Source organism: Bacillus sp. FSL W7-1360 (assembly GCF_038592975.1).
Lineage (GTDB): Bacteria > Bacillota > Bacilli > Bacillales > Bacillaceae_D > Shouchella > Shouchella lonarensis.
In genome coordinates this window covers 2,274,681-2,299,703 of the sequence record NZ_CP151950.1, presented here as the reverse complement: position 1 = coordinate 2,299,703, position 25,023 = coordinate 2,274,681, and the positions used below count along the sequence as shown (strand labels likewise).

The 25,023-nt window shown below is 43.1% G+C and carries 24 protein-coding genes; 6 read left to right on the top strand and 18 right to left on the bottom strand.

What is annotated here, in order from left to right:
- Positions 1-21 precede the first annotated feature (21 nt).
- From NSQ26_RS11920 to rocF, 16 genes are all read right to left on the bottom strand, one after another.
- A complete protein-coding gene (locus NSQ26_RS11920; protein ID WP_499718271.1) occupies positions 22-1,260 on the bottom strand; it encodes an MFS transporter in 1,239 nt (412 codons plus the stop codon).
- Positions 1,261-1,311: 51 nt separating this feature from the next.
- Complete coding sequence (locus tag NSQ26_RS11915) at positions 1,312-2,190, bottom strand: GNAT family N-acetyltransferase (RefSeq protein ID WP_499718270.1); 879 nt, start codon at positions 2,188-2,190, stop codon at positions 1,312-1,314.
- A gap of 12 nt (positions 2,191-2,202) precedes the next feature.
- Positions 2,203-2,598, bottom strand: a complete 396-nt coding sequence (locus NSQ26_RS11910; RefSeq protein WP_499718269.1) for a RidA family protein — start codon at positions 2,596-2,598, stop codon at positions 2,203-2,205.
- Complete coding sequence (locus NSQ26_RS11905; protein ID WP_499718268.1) at positions 2,595-3,410, bottom strand: protein phosphatase 2C domain-containing protein; 816 nt, start codon at positions 3,408-3,410, stop codon at positions 2,595-2,597. Before NSQ26_RS11905 ends, NSQ26_RS11910 begins: the two co-directional genes overlap by 4 nt.
- A gap of 88 nt (positions 3,411-3,498) precedes the next feature.
- Positions 3,499-4,146 carry an ABC-2 transporter permease gene (locus tag NSQ26_RS11900; protein WP_499718267.1) on the bottom strand — a complete coding sequence of 216 codons (648 nt, stop codon included), beginning with the start codon at positions 4,144-4,146 and terminating at the stop codon, positions 3,499-3,501.
- 59 nt (positions 4,147-4,205) lie between these two features.
- The gene (locus tag NSQ26_RS11895; RefSeq protein WP_499718266.1) at positions 4,206-5,063 is read right to left on the bottom strand and encodes an ABC transporter ATP-binding protein; all 858 of its coding nucleotides are present in this window, start codon (positions 5,061-5,063) and stop codon (positions 4,206-4,208) included.
- 41 nt (positions 5,064-5,104) lie between these two features.
- Positions 5,105-5,932 carry a PhzF family phenazine biosynthesis protein gene (locus NSQ26_RS11890; protein ID WP_499718265.1) on the bottom strand — a complete coding sequence of 276 codons (828 nt, stop codon included), beginning with the start codon at positions 5,930-5,932 and terminating at the stop codon, positions 5,105-5,107.
- Between the two features lie 21 nt (positions 5,933-5,953).
- The gene (locus tag NSQ26_RS11885) at positions 5,954-6,769 is read right to left on the bottom strand and encodes a class I SAM-dependent methyltransferase (RefSeq protein WP_499718264.1); all 816 of its coding nucleotides are present in this window, start codon (positions 6,767-6,769) and stop codon (positions 5,954-5,956) included.
- Positions 6,770-6,801: 32 nt separating this feature from the next.
- Positions 6,802-7,569 (bottom strand): GNAT family N-acetyltransferase, encoded by a 768-nt coding sequence (locus NSQ26_RS11880; RefSeq protein WP_499718263.1) that lies wholly within the window; start codon positions 7,567-7,569, stop codon positions 6,802-6,804.
- Positions 7,570-8,145: 576 nt separating this feature from the next.
- Positions 8,146-9,636: an L-lactate permease gene (locus NSQ26_RS11875; RefSeq protein WP_499720058.1), complete on the bottom strand. Its 1,491-nt coding sequence runs from the start codon at positions 9,634-9,636 to the stop codon at positions 8,146-8,148.
- A 91-nt stretch (positions 9,637-9,727) separates the two neighbouring features.
- Complete coding sequence (locus NSQ26_RS11870) at positions 9,728-10,177, bottom strand: hypothetical protein (RefSeq protein WP_499718262.1); 450 nt, start codon at positions 10,175-10,177, stop codon at positions 9,728-9,730.
- A 53-nt stretch (positions 10,178-10,230) separates the two neighbouring features.
- Positions 10,231-10,812, bottom strand: a complete 582-nt coding sequence (gene loaP, locus NSQ26_RS11865) for an antiterminator LoaP (protein ID WP_499718261.1) — start codon at positions 10,810-10,812, stop codon at positions 10,231-10,233.
- A gap of 38 nt (positions 10,813-10,850) precedes the next feature.
- Entirely contained in the window at positions 10,851-11,231 is a 381-nt protein-coding gene (locus NSQ26_RS11860; protein ID WP_499718260.1) for a sigma factor-like helix-turn-helix DNA-binding protein, read from the bottom strand.
- A gap of 257 nt (positions 11,232-11,488) precedes the next feature.
- The gene (locus NSQ26_RS11855) at positions 11,489-13,156 is read right to left on the bottom strand and encodes a nicotinate phosphoribosyltransferase (RefSeq protein ID WP_499718259.1); all 1,668 of its coding nucleotides are present in this window, start codon (positions 13,154-13,156) and stop codon (positions 11,489-11,491) included.
- A 67-nt stretch (positions 13,157-13,223) separates the two neighbouring features.
- The gene (locus NSQ26_RS11850) at positions 13,224-14,414 is read right to left on the bottom strand and encodes an ornithine--oxo-acid transaminase (RefSeq protein WP_499718258.1); all 1,191 of its coding nucleotides are present in this window, start codon (positions 14,412-14,414) and stop codon (positions 13,224-13,226) included.
- A 13-nt stretch (positions 14,415-14,427) separates the two neighbouring features.
- On the bottom strand, positions 14,428-15,318 hold the full coding sequence (gene rocF / locus NSQ26_RS11845; protein ID WP_499718257.1) for an arginase: 891 nt from the start codon (positions 15,316-15,318) through the stop codon (positions 14,428-14,430).
- 201 nt (positions 15,319-15,519) lie between these two features.
- Here rocF and NSQ26_RS11840 point away from each other — a divergent pair, with 201 nt between their 5' ends.
- The 4 genes from NSQ26_RS11840 (at position 15,520) to NSQ26_RS11825 (ending at position 20,517) form a co-directional block, all read left to right on the top strand.
- Positions 15,520-15,732: a hypothetical protein gene (locus NSQ26_RS11840; protein WP_499718256.1), complete on the top strand. Its 213-nt coding sequence runs from the start codon at positions 15,520-15,522 to the stop codon at positions 15,730-15,732.
- 82 nt (positions 15,733-15,814) lie between these two features.
- A complete protein-coding gene (locus tag NSQ26_RS11835) occupies positions 15,815-17,470 on the top strand; it encodes an IS1634 family transposase (protein ID WP_499717752.1) in 1,656 nt (551 codons plus the stop codon).
- Between the two features lie 126 nt (positions 17,471-17,596).
- The gene (locus tag NSQ26_RS11830; RefSeq protein ID WP_499718255.1) at positions 17,597-18,739 is read left to right on the top strand and encodes a sigma-54 interaction domain-containing protein; all 1,143 of its coding nucleotides are present in this window, start codon (positions 17,597-17,599) and stop codon (positions 18,737-18,739) included.
- A 119-nt stretch (positions 18,740-18,858) separates the two neighbouring features.
- Positions 18,859-20,517 carry a glycoside hydrolase family 13 protein gene (locus NSQ26_RS11825; protein ID WP_499718253.1) on the top strand — a complete coding sequence of 553 codons (1,659 nt, stop codon included), beginning with the start codon at positions 18,859-18,861 and terminating at the stop codon, positions 20,515-20,517.
- A 31-nt stretch (positions 20,518-20,548) separates the two neighbouring features.
- Here the strand turns inward: NSQ26_RS11825 and murB are convergent, their stop codons facing one another.
- On the bottom strand, positions 20,549-21,472 hold the full coding sequence (gene murB / locus NSQ26_RS11820; protein ID WP_499718252.1) for a UDP-N-acetylmuramate dehydrogenase: 924 nt from the start codon (positions 21,470-21,472) through the stop codon (positions 20,549-20,551).
- Positions 21,473-21,782: 310 nt separating this feature from the next.
- Between murB and ribD the strand changes: the two genes are divergently transcribed.
- Positions 21,783-22,874 (top strand): bifunctional diaminohydroxyphosphoribosylaminopyrimidine deaminase/5-amino-6-(5-phosphoribosylamino)uracil reductase RibD, encoded by a 1,092-nt coding sequence (gene ribD, locus NSQ26_RS11815; protein ID WP_499718251.1) that lies wholly within the window; start codon positions 21,783-21,785, stop codon positions 22,872-22,874.
- A 59-nt stretch (positions 22,875-22,933) separates the two neighbouring features.
- On the opposite strand, the gene brnQ is transcribed toward ribD, so the two are convergent.
- Complete coding sequence (gene brnQ / locus NSQ26_RS11810; protein WP_499720057.1) at positions 22,934-24,295, bottom strand: branched-chain amino acid transport system II carrier protein; 1,362 nt, start codon at positions 24,293-24,295, stop codon at positions 22,934-22,936.
- Positions 24,296-24,783: 488 nt separating this feature from the next.
- Between brnQ and NSQ26_RS11805 the strand changes: the two genes are divergently transcribed.
- Complete coding sequence (locus NSQ26_RS11805) at positions 24,784-25,002, top strand: hypothetical protein (RefSeq protein WP_090776273.1); 219 nt, start codon at positions 24,784-24,786, stop codon at positions 25,000-25,002.
- Positions 25,003-25,023: the final 21 nt, after the last annotated feature.

The window sequence follows — 25,023 nt, the reverse complement described above, 5'->3', positions numbered from 1 at the left end:
AAGTCGGATTTTTTCTAACCTCTAACTCGCGCTATACTCGCTTCCCTCTACAAACAACGCTCTTTTCTCGCGCCGGAACACTGATTTACAAATGACACCACCTAATAGTAATAACCCGACTGAACCAGCAATCACCACTGGTCGAATGGACAGCATTTCTGCTAATCCCCCTACTAGTACCGTTAAAAAGATAATCAATAGCGATGTAACCATCCCAAAAATACTCTCAAAACGCCCCATAATTCCAATCGGGACATTATTTTGATAAAATGTCAAAAAGCCCGTATTCGCAAACGTTAACGCAAATGTCAACAAGAAAAATCCGATCGTTGCCATCATAAAGCTGTTAGAGAAGGCATAAATGAGGTACCCAAATCCTATAAACAGAGAGCCAATACCGATTAATGTATTTGGAACAAGCTTCTTTGCAAATATTGTATTCACTATCGCCCCCGCAATAAAACCCAGTCCTGCCATACTCACAAGGAAACCGTATGCACTATTAGACAATGACAGCACTCCTTTAGCGAAAGCAGCTTCTTGTGAGTCCATGGCCGTCATGAAAACTGTCACACCACTAAATAATAAATAAACCTTCGCAACGTAAGCGGAGGACTTACTAAATTTGATTACCTCTAACCAGTCTTTTTTGATTACATGCCAGGACACTTTCTCCATACTCTTTTGTTGTGACCTATCCACATTAGGCAAAAACAAGAGAATGAACGCAGAAATAAAGATTGCAATTGCATTTAATTGAATCGCTAAAGATGGTGTCCCAATGATAAACAACAACCCAGCGAGAGACGGCCCAACGAGAAATCCACAAGAGTTAATAAAATTACGCAACGCATTGAAACGCTGGCGATTTTCTTTTGGAACCAACTTGGTCATATACACCATTGAGGTTGGCTCAAATATAGACGTTGCCATGTTAATAACAAAAACCAACACATAAATGAGCCATAAAGGCGAAACAAATGACAGCAGGAAAATACAAATCGCTCTAAAAATATCCAAACTGATCATCATATTCCGCTGATTTAGGCGATCAATAAAGCTCCCCGCCCAAAAGTTTGCACATAAAGTTGCAATCGGCAATAAAATATATAGCGCCGCAACAGCAAGAGGAGACTTAGTCATATCAAATACCATTAAATTAATTGCAAGCAAGTACACCCACGCACCTATATTGGACGTTCCAATCCCGACTAACAACAGCGCCGGATGCTTCCCAACAGAAAACGTGTCTTTATTCATCGTAGTAGCTCCCCCCTTAAGATGTCGTAGCAGAACGGGGGATGAGTAATGTTATCTCTCTTTCCGCGCCGTTACCGCCAACCTATAAGCTTCCAGCATATGTTTTTCCGTAAAGCCCATGCTTTTATACAAATGGATTGCCGCTTGATGATCTTCATCCACACATAGTGTGATGTCTTCTACACCAATCGCTTCAAATAAAAAGTGAACCGCTTGTGACAGCAATATTTTCCCGTACCCTTTCTTTCTCGCGTTCGCCTTGACACCGACGAACTCAATTGATCCCTCTTTAAATGCTTTTTGCCCCTCGACATACACGTATCCAATTATTTCATTTGCTTCCTTCACAACATAAGCAACGCGCTCTTTATTCAAACGTTCGACAATCTCTCTCCCAGAATAGTATGTGTTCGGAAATAGTTCATCATGAAGAGCAATAAACGTGGCTTCATCGTCGCGTTGTAATGGCTCGACACCCATTCTCTCTCGCTCGCAGCTATTTGACGTTACCTGCAAAATACACTCTCTCCCAGTAAATGTCGCTTGCTTTTGTTTCATCCAGGCAATCGCATGCGTATTTTGTTCATTATAAAAGCTATGACACGTATACGTTTCCGTTCCCGAAAGTGACGAAACACGCTGGTGCCACAATTGGTCAGCAATTTCTTCCCAATTTGAGGCCCGCACAAATGGACCCCACAACTCAAGCTCTTTTCTCTCCGTATCTACTTCAAAACCAAGTGCACCGATGATTTCTCCTTGCTCATATTGGACGACAAAATCTGTCGGGCTAAAGTCTTCCTTTAATGTACTCAATATTTCTTCTGCTTTGCTACCGCAGTAACCGACGTGATGCTCTGGTAATTGGTTCATCGTTGCCAAAAAACGTGCTAACTCCTTAAAGTTCACCTGCTCTACCTGTTGATTCATATCATTTTCCCCCTATTCATCCGCGACAGCAATCGCTTCTACTTCAATGAAAAGCTCATCTTTAATGAGTCTACTTACTTCCACCGCCGAGCTAGCCGGTGGATTTTTTACTGAAATATATTGATCCCGGATGTCGCGCACAACATGCATTTGCGAAATATCTGTTAAAAAGAACGTCAACTTGATCACATCTTCAAAACTGACACCTGCCGCTTCTAACGCAATCCGGATGTTTTCAAACACTTGTTTTGTTTGTCCAGCTAAATCATTTACACCAACCACTTGTCCATCTTGATTTAACGCTATTTGGCCTGAAATATAAATCGTTCTCGCATGGCGCGACTCAACGACATGCGTGTAGCCAAACGTAGGTGGCATTTCTTTTGGATTCATAAATTTTTTACTCACTTCGTTCCCTCCCCGTGATTTGCTGGGTACACACCCTGCTCTTCATTTTCATATGTCCAGCTAATTAAAGTCGCACTATCCACGCCATTTTCTGCGTGGATCTTATTTAAAATGCGACTAAAATGACTCTTCCTATCCCCATCACGCGTGATCCAACTTGATAATGTTTCATCATCAAGGAATAGACTATCTTTTTGATGATAAAGGCCATCTGTCGCTAAAAGAACCACATTTTTCCCGCTCCGCAGCTCTCTCACTCCTGTCGTATAGCACGGCACGTCCAGTGCTAAAGAACTGTTTTCCCCTACAAACTCAAAAAATTGCCTTTGATTGATTCTGTATTGATGGAAAGAGGCCAGTTCTTCATGAAACACATACAAGGAGCAGTCTCCAATCGACAGCCACCATATAAACGGGCCTTTTTGTACACAAATCAAACAAGAAGCTTCCCCTTTAACGCTTGCACACTTCTGCTTGAATGCTTCCGATAAGAGCATCTCTTTCATATACAGGTCGATACGTGTAATCGCACTTGACACCGTGCGCGAAAGGATCTCCTCAATATTTTCGTGATGACGATCTAGCTCAGAAATGATGCATGCAGCACTTTCACTTGAGTGATGCGCATCAATGATAACCGCAAACGTCCAGTCATTTCCTGTCATCAAAAAGAGCGCATCCTCATTTTTATGTGCACCAGCGGTCGTACTGCCGCCATACATGCCTAAAATGGTATTTTCTATCGATAAAACTGTTGGCTTATTTAGAAATGGTTTTTGTTTCCCTGTCCAGCTATAGAACAACTTTCTCACCTCTTTATTTCACCCCTTTTTGTTCATCAACGAACAAAAAACGAAAGAATGCCCCCAACTACCCGAGACATTCTTATGCAAAAAACACTTAAAACTCTTTTCTTTTATAAATCAACACTGCAATAAAATAGGATAAAATGAACAACACCAACGTCATAACTAAGAATAGACTAGAGAACAGCAATTCACGGAGAGCCTCCTGCAACGCATGTGACACAATGATTTCATACAGTATCCGGCTGAATATAAACAATCCAATGGCTGTGATGACACCAGTGACCACAGCCGCTTGTGATTTCTCTATTCCTAATTTATACGTAAGCGGGTATGTTACTGAACCCAACACAAGAGTCACCCCAAGCCCATTGACCATCCAGGAAATCGTATACACTGTCAAAAACCCTCCCGCAACCAATTCGGCTACCGTAAATAGCACAACCGTCACAACCAAGCCTAGCAACACTGTCATCACATAAAAGAAGTAATGACTTTGAACAACATGATTGCGTTTTAATGGCATTGTCAGCATCAATTTATGCCAACCAGACATCGATTCATGCTTCAAGCTCTCCGCTGCAGGAGAAGAAATAAGTACCATTGGGATATATGCGGCGAAAAAGAACCAGTTTTCATTTTGTATGAGAAACACAATGCCCACAATCGCCACACTCAACGCAATATACATCTTCAGGCTCTTCTCGACTGAATAGTATTGACTTAACAGCAACCCTTTCACGATCCTCAACTCCCCTTCTTCAAAACTTAAATTCTAATACTGGTTTAACAACAATCCTCTCATGCTCTTTCCCCTCTCATCAACAACACCGTTACATCATCAATTGAAAAGTCTTTTTGCTCGACTGTGGCAGGTATTCGCCCCCAGTCAGAGACGAGCACCTCAAGCTGATCTCCAGCCTGCTTGTATGCAACAACCAAATGAGACGCAATTTGTTCAAACTCACTTTGTGTACATGAAAGAACCGCGTATTGGGTGAGCAGTACTTCTTTACTCACTTTCAATAAAATCTCTCCACCTTTAATGAAGATAAGTTCATCGGCAATCTTTTCTATATCGCTTGTAATGTGCGATGACAACAAAATGCTGCGCTCTCCATCCTTCACAAACTCCTGTAGCACTTGTAACAAGTCATGTCTACCAGCTGTATCAAGCCCCGCTGTCGCTTCATCTAAAATGAGCAGTTTTGCATCGTGAGACAACGCCACTGCCGCAGACAATTTCATTGACATGCCTCGTGAGAAGCCCCCAATTTTCTTTTTGCGTGGCAATGAAAAAAAGTCAATATAGCGATCGAATGTTCCTTGGTCCCAATTTTGATAAATATGACGCAGCACGTCCCCTAATTTCACAACTGTCAATGTGCCTGGCAAATTCATCTCGTCAAAGACGACGCCAATGCGTTCTTTTACCTCATAATTCTTCTCCGTCATTTCCTCTCCAAAAACCCGCACGGTCCCAGCATCTTTATGTAGCGTCCCTAAAATCGCCCCCATCGTCGTAGATTTTCCCGCGCCATTTTCCCCAATAAACCCAACGACCACGCCACGAGGAATTGAAAATGATACCCCTTTTAAAGCAAACGCCTTATCTGCATAACGCTTCTGTAAATTTTCTACTTCTAAAATTGCTGCCATGTTTGTTCCCCTTTCTCCATCGTAATCTCATCTTTTCTCACTCACATCAATGAAAAACTCTTTCCAATTCTTACAGCATATCCACCAACATAAACATGCGAGCGCTCATCTACAAAACTATTGATTGTGCTCCCTGAACCTAAAACATACCCTTGTTCAATGACGACACTCTTTTGTTCGTACCTTTTATATAGGACGCCACTTAGAGCACCTGCGGCTACTCCTGTTGCGATATCTTCCTCTACGCCATATAACGGATTAAAACTACGCGCATGAAAGTTTGCCGCTTTATCAAGCGTTTCCTCCGTATAGACATAAATCCCATTCACTTGATTGTCATGAGACCAGGCGCTTATTTTGCAGAAATGAGGACTCATTTCGTGTAAGTCGGTTAAACATTTAACAGGAACGAGTAGTTTAGGGCTACCAATGGACGCAATCGTCAGCGGATGTGTTGGATCAATTGCAGAAACCGGAATGTTTAAAAGATGTGCGACCATCTCTAGTTTTTCATAAGGACGATCCATAGACAGGCATCCTGCATTAAAGTGGATCAAGCCATCCTCATTCTTTCTTACCACAACCTCTTTGTTCAACATCGCTAGTGTCAACGTCACCTCTGTATTGACCGGTAAATCATGCGCGACCGCGATTAATCCGTGACCACAAAAAGGTGACTCTTTTTGTGAGGGAAAAAACCGTACCCGTGGCGTCGATTCGTTCTCATACATGAATACGGTTAAAGTATCATGACTCGCAGTGGCCGCTTGTATTTCCTCTTGGGTCACGGAGCCATCCACTTTCACAACGTAGGCCGGATTTCCTTTCGTGCGGTCTTTTGTGAATGTTTTTATCAGTGTTTCATTCATCGTTGTTCGCTCCTGTGTTGTTTATAGAAAACTTTTCGTGAAATCCCCCTGTTTTTCCGCTATCAGAATATAACTTGCAGGGACGTTTACTGGCTGTTCTGCTAAGTGCGGAAATAATGCTGAGATGTCGTGAGGGAACTCTTCAAACTTCTCTAACTGCAGCTTGTTTGCAATGACAGCGGAAATCACTTGCGATAGGGTCGGATCGAATACATAATGAGGCGCACTTTCATACGCTGTGTTTGAAACATAATCTAGCCCGTCATCGTAGACACGCGGCTCCTCAATAAAATACGAATATTTCAGTTGCAAGGGATTGTCTCTATCCTTCTCATCTAACATGAACAATAATGGATGGATATCATAGATGAGTACTTTGCCATTACGAGCAAGCAGCCTATTCACGACCTGAAAGAATTCTTGCAGATCAGGAAACCAAATCAAAGAACCAGATGAAATATAGATGAGATCAAATTGGTGATCGTATCGCTCGGGTATCTCGCAGATATCTGTTTGCACAAAATCACATGTGATCCCTGTGTCTGCCGCTAATTGTTTTGCTTGCTCGATGGCATGGTCACTAATATCAAAACCGACACAAGAAGACGCGCCCAAGTTTTTAATAGACAATGTCTCCAGTCCATCGTTACAGCAGAGCTGCGCGACACGCTTTCCTTTTAAACCGACTGATTCCAAATGACGCGTGACCAATTCATCTAAACAAGCGTATCCTGAAACAAAAAACTTCTCCTTTATCTTTTTCTTCGCTTCATGATGAACAGCGGCTACTTCGTTCCAACTTTTACGATTTGCTTGGATATAGTCTTTTTTCTTCATTAATGTCTTCCCCTTTATGCATCAGTTACTTTTTAGCGCTGAAAAATATAGTAAGTATCGTACGCTTCTTCATACACGTAACCGAGCTTTTTTGCCAGCTCAGTTGACTCAGGATTCGCTGCATCCCAGCTTGGGTACTTTCCTTTCGCGAGACAGTCCAATATTAATGCAGCTGATACAATGGTGGCTAGCCCCTTCCTTCTATGGTCGGGGTGTGTACCCACTTCAATTTCAATCCCATCATCATAAATACTATACGATGACGCACCGCACATGACTTGTCCTTCATGTAAAATCGCAAATCCTTCTCCTCGCGCCAAAAAATCTTCTATAGATTCAAACTGAGCGGTGAAGTCCTCAGAAACTTCCTGCAATGACGGATGGTGCGCGATGTTTTCGTCCATCTTTTTTAATTCATACCCTTCCGGCAGACTTGCTAACAACGACTGCAAGTGCTCACGATCTAAATCTCCAGCGTTCTTTTTAAATTGATATCTATGAAATTTCTCGAATGCACCTTGATGAATCGTTTCTATCTGCTTTTTCCATTCGTCTGTATGAACAATGACCAACGCATCTTCTGGGAGGTTGCATAGTAATTCCCGCGCCCCTTTCGCGTGCGGATCTCCACCATAAAACGTAAAAATACCAATCGTCACTTGCGCCGCGGTAGGATTGGTCCGGTCATTCACCCAAGCTTCTCCCATGTGTCCTTGAAGACAGGAAAGGAGGATGGTGCTCTGGATTCCTTCAAACATTGGAAATAGTTTTTTTCTCAAATCAATATCAACTTCAATCATCGATGCACCCTCTTTTATCTAAAAAATTCTCCAGTTTCTCTTTTACTATTTTAATCGCTTTCATGATCATCATCAACATATTTCGACTTAAAGTGATACTCACACACACCTGTTCTACTCCCTCAAACACGCCCTCAACACCTCATCATCACAAAAAGGATATGACTGATTGCCAATCACTTGAGCGCGCTCATGCCCTTTCCCGCAAATGATAACGACATCGCCGTTCTTCGCACCATCACCCCACGCCCTTTACACATAGCTCCGCCCGTTCACCCAAATGGCCGATTTGCGCTACGCAAAAATATGTCCCCTTTATTCCATTAACGAGCCGAAACATCGATTAATTTCCTTCAGGTTTTTAGTTAAACGTTATATTAAATTGTTTATCTGAAGAAATCAATAGAAACGACTTTGTTCGACATTTCTTTATCTCTTCATCTGTTGACCTTCAATCGTATTCACTTCCTTTCTAGAAGGATAGAGAAATCGCCATTTCAATCATTATGATAGAGGGAACGGCTCTTGGTGTACATGGTTCATTTTCGTTTTATATGTGCATCATCACGATGAATATCATGATACAAACCAAGAGACCGCCAACAGCTGTAAAATAATTAGCGTCAAAGTCCCCGACCCTACAAGCATCATCTTCTTTAAAATTTCGTTTTCTTTATCCCCAATTTTACAAACAGAAATCGCAAGTACCACTCTAGAAGGATTAAGCATCGTCATTAACGATGAACTCACATTTTGTGCACATGCAAGTAAGACAGGCGATAATCCTATTTGTAGGGCAGTTTCCGTTTGCAATCTAATAAACATCGTATTTGAAGCCGTATTACTTCCCGTTAAAAAACCCCCTATAGCCCCAATAAAAGGAGAAAGATACAAAAAGAAAGACCCGAAAGCATTTGCTGCGACTGAAGATAATATAGCTATCATGCCCGCTTCCATCATCATTTCAGAAACAGCAACAAATAAAAGCGTGGTGACAATCACAGGTGCACACTTTTTTATCGTTACATCGACACTTTCCATTGTTTTTGGTCGGTTAAGCCTAAATAGTGCAATTGCAAAAAGGCAACTTAAAATTAAAAAGAACCCCGGAGAATATAGCAACGGCAGCTGGAAATTATATTCTGGTAGATCAATATATAAATTATTTGATAATACGTCTTTCACATGTACAACAGTTCTTGATATAAATAAGGTCACAATTAAAAATAAGTACGGCGCAATAAACTTTAGAAATAAGGACTTTCTCGTCATTTTCTCTGAAGGAATATCACCATGGTTTCTAACACTTTTAATTTTTATCATCGCAAAAATAACAAACATGACCGTGAATGAGCCAAATAGTCCCGCCAACTCTACACTCAAATACTCGTTACATAACCATACAGAGACACCAAGGACAGCACCAATTACAACAATCTCATGTAATCTCTTCAATGTCTCCTTTTTCCCTACTGCAATAAAGCCGACCAATATCGCAAAATAAATGTAAATAGGAATACAGAGCAAAGCACTCCCCGATCCCAGTTTTTCTAAAGGTACATTTCCTAGCGTCGCACCTATAATCGTTCCCATAGAAAGCGTCCCCCAAGGAATGATGCATAGACTGACTAATGCAATTAAAGTTGATTGTACCCCATTAAATCCTAGCGCAAGTAAAATCGGCGCGATGACAATTACTGCAAGACCAAAACCACTCACCGACTCTACTAATGGAGATAAACCTAATGCTAGTAATAATGCTTGATAAACTTTATCATTCGTCGCACTGGAAATAGTAGAAGCAATTCCCTCGACTGCTCCTGCTTTATCCAACAATTGAAATAGCAAAATCCCAAAAAATAAAATGTACGCGATCGTCGATGTCGTTAAAATGCTTTTGAAAAAAGGTTCAAGTAAATGCCCAACCGACACACCGAAAACAGGTAATAATGCGACACCCAGTGTGAGAAAGCAAGTGATCAGACCTGTAAAAACGGCAGATTTTTTTAGCACAAAAATCAAAAATAAGATACTGACTATGGGGATTAATGATAGGACAACTTCCACGATCAAGTGACCACTCCTTTTTACGTTGTTCAGTGGGGCTATTCCCACCGAACAACCAAAACCTTCCCTGTTCTTATTGTCCAGTTAAGTGTCACACCGCGCCCATCACCTCATGCTCTTCCAACTTCATCCGCAAATTAAACCCAAACGCCAACACCCGCTTTGTCAACATGTCAAAGAAAATTTTGTCTAACAACGTCATCTCATGGCAGTTGTACAATTCTAAAAAAATCCGCTCATTTTCATTTTTTTCAAGGTAATGTTGTAGCTGGTCAATTAATAACGTGAAACTTGCCTTCATATTTCGAATATAGTCGGCATCTTCATCAACCTGTAATGTACGCGCAACACTTCGTCTCTCCTTAACCACAAACTGGCGCACATCAGGATAAATCCGGACAACAGCGTCATAATGGTCCATAAAATAATCTTCTTTATTCTTCACTGTAAGGAAAATATGTTCCGTTAAGGCAAACACACTTTCACAACCACGGTGATACTTGGAAAAGAAAATCGGAAACGCTTTTGTGATTGTTTTCATTCGATAATCCCCTTTTCTTTTATCAGCATGTCAGATAACCAATATGTTGAATGCTAATGAGCAACTTCACTCATGACAGATAATATTTCTACACTCATATCCACTTCTTGGGTATCTCCCATAAACGAAAATGCTACTTTTGCTCGTTTTTTACGCTTGTTCACCTTTTTAATGAGGCCTTCAAATCCTTTTAGTGGACCTGAGCGAACAACAACACGTGCGTTTTCGATATAAATTTCAGAAACACCTATATTTTCGCCTTCCTTCATCAGGCTTAATAATAACGCCATCTCTTTCACTGGAATTGCACTAAAACATTCGCTTTGGGTCATCACATTTGAAGCGTCTTGTGCATCATAGTCAAGGTGATAACGGCGGTGATTTAATAAATGGAAACAACCTGGGGTTGTTTTTAAGCGGTTGTATAAATCTATGTTCATATGAGTTTGCAGGAGCAAATAACCTGGAAATAATTTTTTTATCACTTCATAATGTATCCCTTGACGTCTTTCCCACATTTTCCTTCTTGGAATGAGTACTTGCTCAATATACGCACTTAAGTATTTATCAATTAAACAACGGGCTTGTTCTTCTCTCCCTGATCGGACGTATAAGGCATACCATGAAGGTTCCATACTTTTCGCCTCCCCGCAGTTCACTGTTTTTGCAAAAGCTACTTGGAAAACACTAATTGCTTTTCTAAGCGGAGTAAGCGCGCCAATTCGTCTAAAGCCTCTCCTTTGATCCGGTGATAATGTCGGTGACTGATTGAGAAATTTTGCGCAATTTGTTGCACTGTTATTTTCTCTCGTTGGAAATTACGTAAGAAAAATAGTTTACGTTCTTGTTGTGGTAGTTTGTTTAACGCTTTCAATAGGTTAGAAATTTGTATACATTGTTCCTCGCTTAATATTCCTTGCTGCACAGCAGAAGCTATTTGTTCTTCTGTCCAATCAAACTCAAATATTTCGCTTATGTGTGGCATATCTTTTTGGTCTAATAAATCAAGGTTTTCACGACATTCTTGCAGCAGTTTATCCACTTTTCTACGCATTCTCTACTCCCTCCCTTTAATATCGACAAGATTTTCTTATCTCTAAAAAAAGGTAACGCAGTGATCAACGACCTTACTCTTCATTCGACAAATGTCCTTGCTGCTATGCGCTGATCATGTCCCACCTTCTCGAACATTGTAGCACGCTATGTTGAATCGAGCAATACAATTCCCTAAAGTGTGCACAAAAGTGTACAGAGAACATTTGTTCACAAAATGAAAAACACCTGTTCCCAGATGTTTTTCATTCCCATATACTATTCTTCAGTGCGATGCGCTGCAATCAAGCGCACTTTCATCTCTCGCAATTCATCCGATAACGCCACTGGGTACACTTCCGGCACTTCAAGGCGCAAATATTCCTCCCAGAAAGAGGCTTTTTGCTGCCTATGATTGTCACGAACCACTTGTAGCGACGGCACATCATAGACACATTCTCCGTTTTGAAAAATCGGTTTGTTCAACAGGACTGCTTCAAAATCTCGGACTTTCTTTGATTTGAGTGGATTTGTCGGATGCTTTAACGTAATCTCTTCTTTTCCTGCTAACGTTTCGTGTTCAAGACAAATGTAATCACCTTTTGCCATCCCATCCTTACCGAAAAGACGGTATACCTTCTTCCGTCCGGGATTTAAGATTTTTTCTAGGCTCTCGGAAATTTTGATGAGTGCTATCCAGTCATCAAAATTGGATTCGCCACGTTCAACTTCGTCCGCAAACGGGCGGCGGGCAACGATTTTATGCACCCCACCAAGCGCCGGGTTGTCGTAGGCAGTAATGTATTTTGTGCCAACGCCCCAAATGTCGATTTTTGCTCCTTGTTGCTTCAAGGATGCAATCGTGTATTCGTCTAAATCATTGGTGGCGGCAATTTTGACATGCTGCAACCCAGCTTCATCAAGCCGTTTGCGAACTTCTTTTGATAAGTAGGCGAGGTCACCGCTATCGAGGCGGACAGCGACCATGTCGTAGCCTTTTTCCGCAAGGGTATGCGCAGTGGTGATTGCATTCGGTAAACCACTGCCAAGTGTATCTGTCGTATCAAGCAGTGGGATCGTTTTTTCTGGGAACACGTCTGCATATGCGAGAAATGCCTCTAGTTCGGACGGGTGGAACATAATGTACACATGCGCTTGGGTACCTGTGACCGGCACATCAAATTGCTTTCCTGCTTTCACATTGCTCGTTGCATCAAAGCCAGCGATGTACGCCATTTTGGCACCGTACACACTCGCGTCACGGCCTTGGGCACGGCGCTTTCCCATTTCAAGCAGTGTATCTTCACCGACAATTGTCTTCATACGAGAACCTTTTGTCAGTACGAGTGATTCAGCGTTCACAATATTAAGGAGCATTGCTTCAATCCAAATGCATTCCCACACAGGGGCCTCGATGCGCATGAATGGCGTATTTGGGAAGACGAGGTTGCCTTCTTCTACTGCATATAAATCGCCGCTAAAGCGTAGTGACCGTAAGTCTTCTAAAAATGCTTCTTCAAAGTTTTCTGGTCGAGCACGTAAATAAGCGATATCACTCTCGTTAAAGTACAAGTTCTTAATTGTGTCGATCAGATGACCTAAACCGCCGAAAGCGACGTAGCCACCGAGTTCCCCAGTCACATCGCCAACCGCTTTGACAAACGGGGCTTTGCGGTAAAAGTCATCAAAGACTACTTCGGTTTTATGTAAGCCTTCTTTCCAGAGCGCGTACATCATTGTAATGGCATAGTAGTCAACATCAAGGGCGTAGTCTTCCGCTGGATTATAGTATGGCGTCACGTGAAAGTGCGTACCTTCACAAGCAAGGCATGATCGGTTTGCTTTCTCCTCATTGGAAAAGTGCGGCTGATCACAATTGGTACAAATATGTATGTAGCGGAATTTTGTTGGTTTAACGTAGTCAAAAATCGTTTTATCGGGTTTCATCACATATCATTCCTTCACATTTGTTACGAAAACACCGCCGCGGTTTTATCCGCGACGGACGACCATTTTATTTCAGTACTTCTTTAATTTGCGCGAGCGCCCAATCAAGCTCTTCTTTTGTAATGATGAGTGGTGGGGCAAAGCGGATCACCGTGTCATGTGTTTCTTTGCACAGTAAGCCTCGTACTTTTAATTGCTCACAATACGGGCGCGCTGCTTCAGTCAACTCAATGCCGATAAACAAGCCGCGTCCTCGTACTTCTTTGATGCTTGGATGCGTCAATTTTTTCAGTTCGGCCATGAAATAAGCACCTAGTTCTTCTGCTTTTTCAACGAGTCTTTCTTCCTCTAATACATTGAGTGCCTCAATGGCCACTGCACAAGCAAGTGGGTTCCCACCGAATGTCGAGCCATGCGAGCCGGGTTCAAATACACCTAATACATCGCTATTGGCACAAACAACGGAAATTGGCATCACGCCGCCACCGAGTGCTTTTCCTAAAATGTACATGTCTGGCTCGACGCCTTCGTGGTCACAGGCAAAGCGCTTGCCCGTACGTCCAAGTCCGGCTTGGATTTCATCTGCGATCATGAGCACATTTTCTATACTACAAATATCTCGAACCGCTTTTAAGAAGCCGTCTGGCGGAATGATAATACCTGCTTCTCCTTGGATTGGTTCAAACATAAAGGCAGCCGTATTCGGTGTGATTGCCGCTTTTAGCGCGTCGATGTCGCCGTAAGGAATGATTTTAATCCCTGGTAAGAGTGGGCCAAATCCGCGTTTGTATTCTTCACTCGACGATAAAGACACTGCCGCCATCGTCCGTCCGTGGAAGTTGTTTTCACAAACAATGATTTCCGCTTGATTGTCTTGTACGCCTTTGACATCATATGCCCAACGACGTGCCGTTTTAATGGCAGTCTCGACCGCTTCTGCACCGGTATTCATCGGCAACACCATGTTTTTATTCGTCCACGCGGCAATTTTTTCGTAAAATGGTGCGAGTTGATCGTTGTGGAATGCACGCGACGTGAGCGTGACGCGCTCCGCTTGTTCTTTCAATTTATTAATGAGGCGCGGGTGACAGTGTCCTTGGTTTACCGCAGAATATGCACTTAACATATCCATGTAGCGGTTGCCTTCCGGGTCTTTTACCCATACCCCTTTTGCTTCAGAAATGACGATTGGTAGTGGATGATAGTTATTTGCACCATATTTTTCTGTTGTTTCAATGATCGTTTTTGTTGCTGTCATCGGTAACGCCTCCTTATAAGTATGTTTTGCCGAGTAGTGATGCCGTCAAGGCCACTGCAATTTCCGCCGTTTTGTTTTGCTCATCCAGTAGTGGGTTTACTTCCACAACATCAATGGATGTGATCAGTTCTGATTTGGCAAGCATTTCAAACGCGAGCTCTGTTTCTCTATATGTCGGGCCAGCAGCAACGCGTGTGCCCGTGCCGACCACTTCACGCGCATCAAGGGAATCTACGTCAAAACTAATATGAACACGGTTTGTTTTTGCACGCAAGTAAGCGATCGCTTCTTGCATAACCGCGGCCATCCCTTTTTCATTGATGTATGGCATTGTATACGTTTGAATGCCGTGCTCGCGAATCAGTTTCTTTTCTCCCTCATCGATTGAGCGCGCCGCAATGAGGACGACATTTTCTGGCTTAATGAATCCACCGGTAAAGAGGCTTTTTAAACGCTCGTGCCCGATGCCCAGCCCAGCTGCAAGTGGCATGCCGTGAATATTGCCAGATGGAGACGTTTCATCTGTATTTAAATCAGGGTGCGCGTCATACCAAATGACACCGACGTTCGGATCATGCTTGACAACCCCGGCTAATGTACCGAGCGCAATGCTATGGTCACCACCAAGCGTAATCGGTAGCGTCCTCTCTGTCAACATCTCATACACTTGATCGCGCAATTCATTTGTTGTTTCAACAATCGCGCGCCCGTTTTGCAGGCCCTCTTCTTTCCCTGATGCAGTGGACGGTACAATGTCGCCTTTGTCGATGACGGTTGTATATAATGTCTTTAACATATCAATAAATCCGGCGTGCCGCAATGCTTGCGGCCCAAGATCGACCCCACCGATGCCTTGACCGAAATGCATCGGCACCCCGATTACGGAAATGGTTTTATTTTTCATTCGTTACACCTACCTTTTAAACTTACACATTCATGATGCTGTACATCAAACTTCTTATGCAAAATAGATGCCAGCGTCTCTAATACGAACGTTGCGTGCGTTTCCATGACTTCCTCTCTCTATTTTAGCAAAAAATCTTGGCATATGCGCAGATTTTTTTTACAATCATCTTATATACAAATGTAAAGGGGCACAACAACGATGGATCAAGCAGAGGAAAAGGCATATGTTTATGAACGCGTCTTAGCAAAAGCAGATATTGGCGTACACATCATTACAAAAGATGGCCGCACAGCTTTTTATAACGAAACGATGTCGCAAATTGAACATCTTGCGCAAGAAGAGGTCATCCAATCGAATTTACTTGACATTTTTTCTTTTAACTCACATTTCGCATCCTTCCTATCACCCTAGGAAGGATTTTTTCATCCAATGTCGAATGATGTATAAGCAGGTATAAAGCTACCCGAAATACATAGCCAGATGAGGGATGGACATGAACATACAGATTGATGCAGTTTACCAAGCCACGTATTTGAATATGATTAGCGAGCTCATAAAACAATTGAAACTCCCAAGTAAAATCACGAACTTTGTCAATGCCAACGACCAATGTCAGGTGTCGCCAGGAGATGCTGTTCATCTATTATTGCTCGATATTCTTAGTGGCCGTCAAGCCTTGGTACATGTAGAAGAATGGGCAAAAGAGATCGATCTCCATAAACTGTTACATGAAAAAGTCGCTCCTAGCTTTTTTAATGATGACGCATTAGGAAGACATTTAGATCGCTTACATGATGCAGGCATTCACCAACTTTTATCATCGATTTTGCTGGATGTATACAAACACGAGGAGATCCCCTTGAGCGTATTTCACGGCGATACAACAAGCCTGTCCTTGTACGGCGCATACGATCGCCCAAGCCGAACACTGAACATCACAGAAGGATACAGTCGAGATAAACCCGGTTATAAGCAAATTCAATTTGGTGTTGTCGCTAATGAAGATGGCATCCCTATTTATGCGGATGTTCATGACGGAAATGAATCTGATAAAAGCTGGAATCCTCAAGTGTTAGACCAACTCCATGATCAATTCTCACAAGTCGATCTGGATGGGTTCATTTATGTAGCGGACTCAGCTGCAATGAGCGCAAAAACGTTAAAACAAGCGAAAGCTGCGGGCGCAGCGATCCTTACCCGAGGGCCGAATCATTTAAAAATCGTGAAAGCTGCACTTGAGAAAGCAGATGAGACAGACACACCATGGTCCGAGGAAATCTCCTTTGTTTCAAGCAAAAAAGGTGCCACGTACCGCTTATTTGAATGCGCTGATACATATGAGGGACATGACGTGCGACTCATCGTTGCCGAATCCAGCGCATTAGACAAGAAAAAAGAAAAGACACTAACAAAAAAACGAGAACAAGAACACGCGATGATCGAGAAGCAACAACAAAGCTGGATAAAATCACCGTTTCATTGCGAAGAGGATGCAATAAAAGCCTTTAGCGAGTGGGAAAAAGAAGCAGGTCTCTGTTTTCATACGGTTCAACCAAACATTCGCGCCACCGAGGTAACGAAGCGGAAGCGCGGCCGCCCGAAAAAAGGTGTAGAACCTGAAGTCCAAACGCACTACATCCTTGAAGTAGAGAAGACGTTTGATGAAACAGCTTTTGCACACGCAAGAAGAAAGGCTTCACGTTTTGTACTTGTCACAACAGTGCCAACCGAGTGGCAAGGAGAACCTGCGTGCCCGAAGCGTTTGCTTGAGCTTTACAAAGGACAGATCAACGTGGAGATGAACTTTCGCTTTCTCAAAAACCCTTTTTATATCGATGATGTCTATGTCCATAAACCAGAGCGTGTTCAAGTACTTGGTTACTTATTTCTTCTCGCCCTTGTCATTTATCGAGTCTTCCAACGACGTATCCGGCAACATATTACCACAGCGCATCCAATGAAAGGAGCCGGTGGTCGAACGCTAACAAAGCCTACAGGAGAGGCGATTTTTCAGCTATTTAAATACATTCAAGTGGTTGCCTTTACGCTACCAGACAACACAAAACAAAGGAGTTTTTCACGACCGCTTACGTATGAACAACAAAGGGTGTTAACCGCGCTGGGCATGGATGAATCGATTTACCTGTAATCAATTCCATATGAATGAGCCATGGAAAAAAATTTGCCTCTTCCATGGCTTTTCGGGTAGCGTTAAATCTATAGGTAAAAAAAGGAATTTAATTCTTGGTTATTCCACCTCGGAGAGGTGCGAAATGTGAGTTTTAAAGACGGACAAGAAAGTACTTTATTAAAAGTATTACATGAAGAAGAGGCGACACTGAATCGTGAGCAAACATACTACAATGCACACGGCGACCAAATTGTCGCTGTTACGCACACATTTCCCATTTATTATCACGGTGAGGTCATTGCTGCAGCTGAATTGGCGCGCAATGTCACATCTACAAAAGAGCATGTTCATACACGCGGACAAACGGGAACAGCACGCTACCAATTTGAAGATATCATTGGTACCAGTGACGTGATGAAGCAAGCGGTGCAGCGTGCAAAACAAGTGGCGCAGTCGGACTTGCCAGTGCTCATCACCGGGGAAACCGGGACAGGAAAAGAGTTGTTTGCCCAAAGTATTCATGCAGCGAGCAGCCGCGCTGAAGCGCCTTTTATCGCCGAAAACTGCGCTGCCATCCCTGAATCATTAATGGAAAGTTTATTGTTCGGTTCTAAAAAAGGGGCCTTCACCGGTGCCACAGATCGACCGGGTTTACTGGAGCAAGTAAAGTTTGGGACATTGTTGCTCGACGAACTTCAGTCATTAAATCCAATGCTGCAAGCAAAGCTGTTACGCGCCATTCAAGAACGCGTTTTCAGGCGTGTTGGCGATACAGTTGAGCGGCCATTTAACGGACGTATTTTATCAACGATGAATGAATCACCTGAACACGCGATGCAGGCAGGTACATTGCGTCCTGACTTATATTATCGCCTTGCTGCGATTCAATTACACATCCCACCACTAAGAGAACGCCCATCAGACATTGAACCACTATTGCAACACTTCATCACAAAAAGCGCGCCCCACGCGACGTATGATCCGCGCTTAGCCAGACAATTACAAGCATATCCTTTCCCGGGAAATGTTCGTGAACTTGCACATGGGGTCGAAGCTGGCTTGTTGTTTGCCGGAAACGCGCCACTGGCACTTACTCATTTCCCTTCTCATATTGCACAAGGCAATCAACAAAAATCAGCAGCCACATTAAAAGACATCGTCGCCCGTGCTGAACAGAAAGCAATCACCACCGCCCTTCGTACACACGACGGCAATATTACAAAAGCCGCAAAATCACTTGGGGTGAGTCGCCAAAGTTTACAATATCGGTTGAAGGAACGGCCATAAACCCCTGTAAACGGTACAACTTGCCAGGAAAACGCTTCACTTTTTTCTTGAGATTTTCACCCGCACCCCTTATAATAACAGTGATGCAAACGTTTGCACTAGAAATGGGGAGATCAATTATGAAGCAAACATGGTGGAAAGAAGCCATTTGTTACCAAGTTTATCCGCGCAGCTTTTACGATGCAAATGGCGATGGAATTGGCGATATCCGTGGCGTCATCGAGAAGCTCGATTACTTACATTGGCTTGGCATTGATGTCATTTGGCTTAGCCCGATGTATGATTCACCTAATGATGACAACGGGTATGATATTCGTGATTATCAAGCGATTATGTCCGAGTTTGGCACAATGGCAGACTTTGATGAGTTATTAGCAGCTGTCCACGCGCGTGGCATGAAGCTCATCATCGACCTTGTCATTAATCATACATCTGACGAACACGCATGGTTTGTGGAATCACGCACATCTCGCAACAGCAACAAGCGCGACTGGTACATTTGGCGCGATGCCTTGCCAGATGGGCGCGAACCGAACAATTGGGCTTCCATTTTCAATGGCTCAGCGTGGAAATGGGATGAAGCAACGAACCAATATTACTTACATTTATTTTCTGAGAAACAACCTGATTTAAATTGGGAAAATAAAGACGTCCGCCATGCCTTATATGACATGATGCGTTGGTGGCTTGATAAAGGGGTAGATGGCTTCCGCGTTGATGCAATTAGTCATATTAAAAAGGTGCCCGGACTCCCAGACTTACCAAATCCAAATGAAGATGACTACGTTGAATCTTTTGCTGGCCATATGAATAGACCAGGTATCCATCAATTTTTGCAAGAAATGAAGAAAGAAACGTTCGACCACTACGATATTATGACGGTTGGCGAGGCAAATGGTGTCAGCATTGATGATCCTACTGATGCTGATGCGTGGGTCGGTGAAGAGAACGGTGTCTTTCACATGGTCTTTCAATTTGAGCACTTAGGCTTGTGGGGCAAAGATGCCGAACAAAAACTAGACTTAGCCGCGTTAAAAACCGTCCTCTCAAAATGGCAAACTGGCTTAGAAGGTACTGGTTGGAATGCGTTATTTTTAGAAAATCATGATCAACCACGCAGCGTTTCTACTTGGGGAAATGACACAACGTACTGGCAAGAAAGCGCGAAGGCACTCGGGACTTTATTCTTTTTTATGCAAGGCACACCATTCATTTATCAAGGCCAAGAGATCGGCATGACCAATGTTCGCTTCCCATCAATTGATGATTATGATGATGTGTCAATGCGCAACTTTTACCGGATCGAACGGGAAAAAGGCCGTAGCCACGATGAGATCATGGCTATTATTTGGACGCAAGGGCGCGACAATGCCCGGACGCCGATGCAATGGTCAGCAGAAACGCAAGGCGGATTCTCAACTTCGGAAACAACCTGGCTTGGGGTAAACGATAACTTCAAACAGATCAACGTTGTCCAGCAACAAAACGATGCGCACTCCATTTTACATTACTATAAACAAATGATTTCTTTGCGGAAACAAGAAAAAGCCCTCACGTACGGGGCGTATACACTCGTTGCCGGAGATCATCCCGACGTGTTTGCCTACGAGCGGACATATGAAGGGACAACTTGGAAGGTCGTGGTGAACATGGGTGCCCGCGACACCGACTTTTCACTCGATAAAGAAGCCATTTGTCGGTTACACAATTACGAGACCTGTCCAGAAAACGGCCAGCTTCGTCCTTATGAAGCGCGCGTCTACCAATCTAAAAAATAACCATAAGCCGATCACTTTCATTGTGGTCGGCTTAATGAGGCGCATCCTCACCAATCGTAATCACTTCTGTTTCTAAGTCAACCGCAAACTTTTCTTTCACCGTTTGTTGTACGTGTCGAACCAAATTCATGTAATCCGTTGCGGTTGCACGGTCAACATTGACGATAAACCCTGCATGCTTCGTAGACACTTCTGCTCCGCCGATGCGCGTGCCTTGCAAGCCACTGTCTTGAATCAATTTCCCTGCAAACATACCAGGCGGGCGCTTAAAGACACTGCCACATGATGGATACTCAAGCGGTTGCTTCGTTTCCCGGGCAATAGTCAATTCGTCCATTTTCTTCTGGATCGCTTCTGCATCACCATGCGCAAGTGAAAATGTCGCTTCAAGGGCAATATAATGCTTTTCTGAGAAAACGCTTTTTCGGTAAGCAAACGCAAACTCATCTCGGTAAAGCATCTTCTCCTCGCCCGTCGGTGTAAGCACACGCACACTTTGCAAAACGTCAGAGATTTGCCCACCATATGCACCTGCATTCATATATAACGCGCCGCCAACGGTTCCGGGAATGCCGCACGCGAATTCAAGTCCCGAAAGAGACGCATCTCGTGCAGTGTGTGATGCAGCGATAATCATTGCGCCTGCTTGCGCGACCATGTCTGTTCCTGACACGGTCATCTGGTTAAAGTTTTTCAAGCTCAGTGTAATGCCCCGAATGCCACCATCTTTGACAATGACATTTGAACCTTTGCCGAGCAATGTCACTGGTACATCATACTTTGCAGCAAACTGCAAAATACGCTGCGCTTCATCATACGTCTGTGGCGTCAAAAATAAGTCAGCTGCACCACCCATTTGTGTGTACGTATGTTTATATAAGTATTCATCAACATGTATCGTCTCTTCCGGCAACGTCGCAAGTAACGGCCGACAAATATCAATGTATGTGTCCATTCGTCATCTTCCTCTATGCTTATTTATCCATGAGGGTTGTCACGCATGTTCCTTTATTCTTTCACCTATAATGTAGCCTATGCATGGCACATATTTTCGTGCGATAAAATCAAGTCACTCGTGTGCGCCAAAATGACATACCCATGTCCCATTATGCATGATTCCTTCCAAAAAAGACAGGAGAAAGGATGTTCTTGCGGTACGAATGTTGCCATGCGGTGTGCTGCACATTCATCTGCCGTTGCTAGTTGTCCCTTTGTCCGTTAATATAGAAGGACGAGATCCGTCATTCGCAAGAGGAGGAATAATCATGACGACAACGGACGAACAGTACATGCAACTAGCACTCACTAACGCTCGCGCTGCAAAAGGACAAACCGCCCCTAACCCACTCGTTGGTGCCGTCATCGTCAACCATAACGAAATCGTCGGGATTGGCGCCCACTTAAAGGCAGGAGAAGCACACGCTGAAATTCATGCACTCCGCATGGCCGGCGAGAAAGCACGTGGCAGCACTGTTTATGTCACGCTTGAACCATGCGCCCATACAGGCAAAACAGGACCGTGTGCACAAGCATTAATTGATGCGAACGTGAAAAAGGTTTTTGTTGCGACACGTGATCCAAACCCGCTTGTTGCCGGAAGAGGCATCGACATGCTCGAACAAGCAGGTATCAAAGTCAACGTTGGTTTATGTGAACAAGAAGCACAAAAATTAAATGAAGTGTTTAACTATACCATTGTTAAGCGCCTGCCTTTTGTGACGTTAAAAGCAGCCATGACACTAGATGGAAAAATTTCCGCCTATACAGCAGATAGTCAATGGATCACTTCTGAGGCTGCACGAAAAGACGTTCACCACTTACGCCATGAACATCAAGCGATTGCCGTCGGGGTCGGAACCGTTTTAAAAGACAATCCCTCCTTAACAGCACGCATTGAAAACGGACGACACCCGCTGCGCATCATCGTTGACTCACGGTTGCGCACACCGCTTGATGCCCATGTCGTCTGCGACGGTACTGCAGAGACATGGATCTTTACTGCAAGCGAATGTGATCACAAAAAAAAATTAGCATTGGCTGCTAAGAAAGGTGTCCGCATTTTCCATACCACTGGAGGCTCCGAAGTAAACTTGCGCGACATGCTGCATACATTATATGAATCAGGTATCACATCGCTATTGCTAGAAGCAGGGGGGACATTGAACGCTGCCTTTTTAAATGATTCTCTCGTCCAAAAACTGATTGTCTATGTCGCGCCAAAATTGATTGGCGGTAAGAACGCACCGACTTTTTTTGAAGGCGCGGGACTTTCTGCAATGAGTAATGCTCATGCACTAGACATGACCGCTTTCGAACAAATTGGTCCCGACTTAAAGATTACGTGCTATCCTACATGAGCATTTAAAGTAAGAGCATGAAAAAGGACGCTACAAGAGCGCCCTTTTTTTGATGATGCTTATGACTTTTTAAAGAACGAGATGGTTACACCAAGAACGAGTCCAACCGCCGCGGGGAGGAGCCAGGCTAGACCTTGGTCCATAAGTGGCAAAGTCATTACTCGACCTATTAAATCCCATTCTTCATTAAATTCCTTCAGCCCAGCATTAAAACTAACAATCGCCGTAAACAAGACGGTGAACTGATAAATGGCGCGCCGCTTCCCAATGAGCTTGTCAAAGAAGGCAAGGAAGATGAGGACAATAATAATTGGATAAATAAACTGTAAAACAGGAATAGAAAAGCGAATCAATTGATCCAATCCAACATTGGCGATAATCGCACTAAACAACACAAACACAAACACAAACACTTTATACGAAATACCAGGGAAGTATTTCCGGAAATACATTGAGCAAGCAGACGCGAGACCCGCTGCAGTTGGGATGCAGGCAAACAAAATTGTGAGTCCTAAAATGACATTACCTGTTAAACCAAAATATTCTCGCGCTACAGCAACTAGTAAGGAGGCACCATTACTTTCAAAGTCACCGACTGCAGAAGTGCTCACCGCCCCTAGATAACCTAATCCAGCGTAAATAAGCGCGAGTGGGATCGCTGCTACGAGACCTGCTTTCCATGCCACTTTACGCACATGTAACGGATTTGATACACCTCGGTCTTTAATTGCCTTCACAATGATAATCCCAAAAACAAACGAAGCAATGGTATCCATTGTTAAATACCCTTCTGTAAATCCTTTAAATAACGGGTAGGACGCATAGGCATCCTTTGGCGCTTGGAACGTTCCAAGTGGACCTGTCATCACAGATACAAGCAAAATACCGATCACTGTAAATAACAATGGTGTCAAAATCTTTCCGATTCGATCGACAAATTTCCCCGGACGCAGCGCCAGCACATACACAATCGTAAAATAAATGATTGTAAATAAAAATAACGGCCAACTTTGTATACCGAAAGCCTCTAGAAATGCCGGACTACTTTGATTTACACCAAACTGCTCCAGAAAAGGTACAACCCCAATTTCATAAGCGACATTCCCTGTCCGCGGCATTGCAAAAAACGGTCCAATCGTCAAAAATGTCAGACTAGTAAATGCGATAGAAAATCTGATGCCTACACGTTTGCTCAACCCTTCTGCATCGTCACTCCCTAAATAAGTAATGGCCAGCACCCCAAGAATAGGCAAGCTCACACCAGAAATAAGAAAACCGACAATGGCCGACCATGCATTCATGCCTGCATCTTGTCCAAGTACAGGAGGGAAAATTAAGTTTCCAGCACCAAAAAATAAAGAAAATAGCATGAGACCAATAAAAATGGTTTCTTTGTTTGAAATTTTCGTTCCTGTATTCATCAAAAACAGCCCTTCCTTTTAGAAATATCATTAAATTAACACCATGTAAATATAAGGTAATTTAACTAATAGATTTTTCAAATTGTAGCACATCTTTTTTTTGCTGTCCATACCTATGAACATTTTTTCTCATTTCAAGCAAAATCATTTTAAAGACAAAAAACTCCCAAAAAATGACTGCTGTAAAAAAACACTTTCCACAAAAAACACCACAATCAACAAAAAATATGTAAAAAATAAAAGCTAAATTTCCCTTTATATCAATGGTTTCATCCTACTACACAAAAAATATTTATTAAGTTTTTATTTTTTATAGTGAAATCCATATATTTATATATTATAATAACGTTATCAAGACCCCATGTCTTGGTAACGCCTTCCATCTACTGACAATCGGTGAAATAAGGGGGAAATCGTATGAATCACATGTCGGATCGGCGTGCCTTTAGCAGTAAAACATCCATTTATTTAACTAGGGGGAAATACTTATGACGACAGCAGCATATGAAACACCGGTAGTTGATTTGCACTCTTATGAAGTAACAGAAGACTTTGCCTGGTTCTCTGTCTTTGTTGTTGTTCTTATCGCACTAGGCGCAACAATCCTTCTAGGCGCAGGCATTTGGTGTCTTGTGAACGGAAACGGCTCTTTCACTGGCGGGCTCGAGTGGGAAGGCGGCCTCCGCGTTGCTTTGGAATGTAAATAGAATTTGAATATTTTAGACATA

Excerpts from the sequence above, each read along its gene's own strand:
- NSQ26_RS11920 (WP_499718271.1), bottom strand. The coding sequence starts at position 1,260 with ATGAATAAAGACACGTTTTCTGTTGGGAAGCATCCGGCGCTGTTGTTA.
- NSQ26_RS11915 (WP_499718270.1), bottom strand. The coding sequence starts at position 2,190 with ATGAATCAACAGGTAGAGCAGGTGAACTTTAAGGAGTTAGCACGTTTT.
- NSQ26_RS11895 (WP_499718266.1), bottom strand. The coding sequence starts at position 5,063 with ATGGCAGCAATTTTAGAAGTAGAAAATTTACAGAAGCGTTATGCAGAT.
- NSQ26_RS11890 (WP_499718265.1), bottom strand. The coding sequence starts at position 5,932 with ATGAATGAAACACTGATAAAAACATTCACAAAAGACCGCACGAAAGGA.
- NSQ26_RS11885 (WP_499718264.1), bottom strand. The coding sequence starts at position 6,769 with ATGAAGAAAAAAGACTATATCCAAGCAAATCGTAAAAGTTGGAACGAA.
- NSQ26_RS11880 (WP_499718263.1), bottom strand. The coding sequence starts at position 7,569 with ATGATTGAAGTTGATATTGATTTGAGAAAAAAACTATTTCCAATGTTT.
- NSQ26_RS11870 (WP_499718262.1), bottom strand. The coding sequence starts at position 10,177 with ATGAAAACAATCACAAAAGCGTTTCCGATTTTCTTTTCCAAGTATCAC.
- loaP (WP_499718261.1), bottom strand. The coding sequence starts at position 10,812 with ATGGAACCTTCATGGTATGCCTTATACGTCCGATCAGGGAGAGAAGAA.
- NSQ26_RS11860 (WP_499718260.1), bottom strand. The coding sequence starts at position 11,231 with ATGCGTAGAAAAGTGGATAAACTGCTGCAAGAATGTCGTGAAAACCTT.
- NSQ26_RS11855 (WP_499718259.1), bottom strand. The coding sequence starts at position 13,156 with ATGAAACCCGATAAAACGATTTTTGACTACGTTAAACCAACAAAATTC.
- NSQ26_RS11850 (WP_499718258.1), bottom strand. The coding sequence starts at position 14,414 with ATGACAGCAACAAAAACGATCATTGAAACAACAGAAAAATATGGTGCA.
- rocF (WP_499718257.1), bottom strand. The coding sequence starts at position 15,318 with ATGAAAAATAAAACCATTTCCGTAATCGGGGTGCCGATGCATTTCGGT.
- NSQ26_RS11840 (WP_499718256.1), top strand. The coding sequence starts at position 15,520 with ATGGATCAAGCAGAGGAAAAGGCATATGTTTATGAACGCGTCTTAGCA.
- NSQ26_RS11835 (WP_499717752.1), top strand. The coding sequence starts at position 15,815 with ATGAACATACAGATTGATGCAGTTTACCAAGCCACGTATTTGAATATG.
- NSQ26_RS11825 (WP_499718253.1), top strand. The coding sequence starts at position 18,859 with ATGAAGCAAACATGGTGGAAAGAAGCCATTTGTTACCAAGTTTATCCG.
- murB (WP_499718252.1), bottom strand. The coding sequence starts at position 21,472 with ATGGACACATACATTGATATTTGTCGGCCGTTACTTGCGACGTTGCCG.
- ribD (WP_499718251.1), top strand. The coding sequence starts at position 21,783 with ATGACGACAACGGACGAACAGTACATGCAACTAGCACTCACTAACGCT.
- brnQ (WP_499720057.1), bottom strand. The coding sequence starts at position 24,295 with ATGAATACAGGAACGAAAATTTCAAACAAAGAAACCATTTTTATTGGT.
- NSQ26_RS11805 (WP_090776273.1), top strand. The coding sequence starts at position 24,784 with ATGACGACAGCAGCATATGAAACACCGGTAGTTGATTTGCACTCTTAT.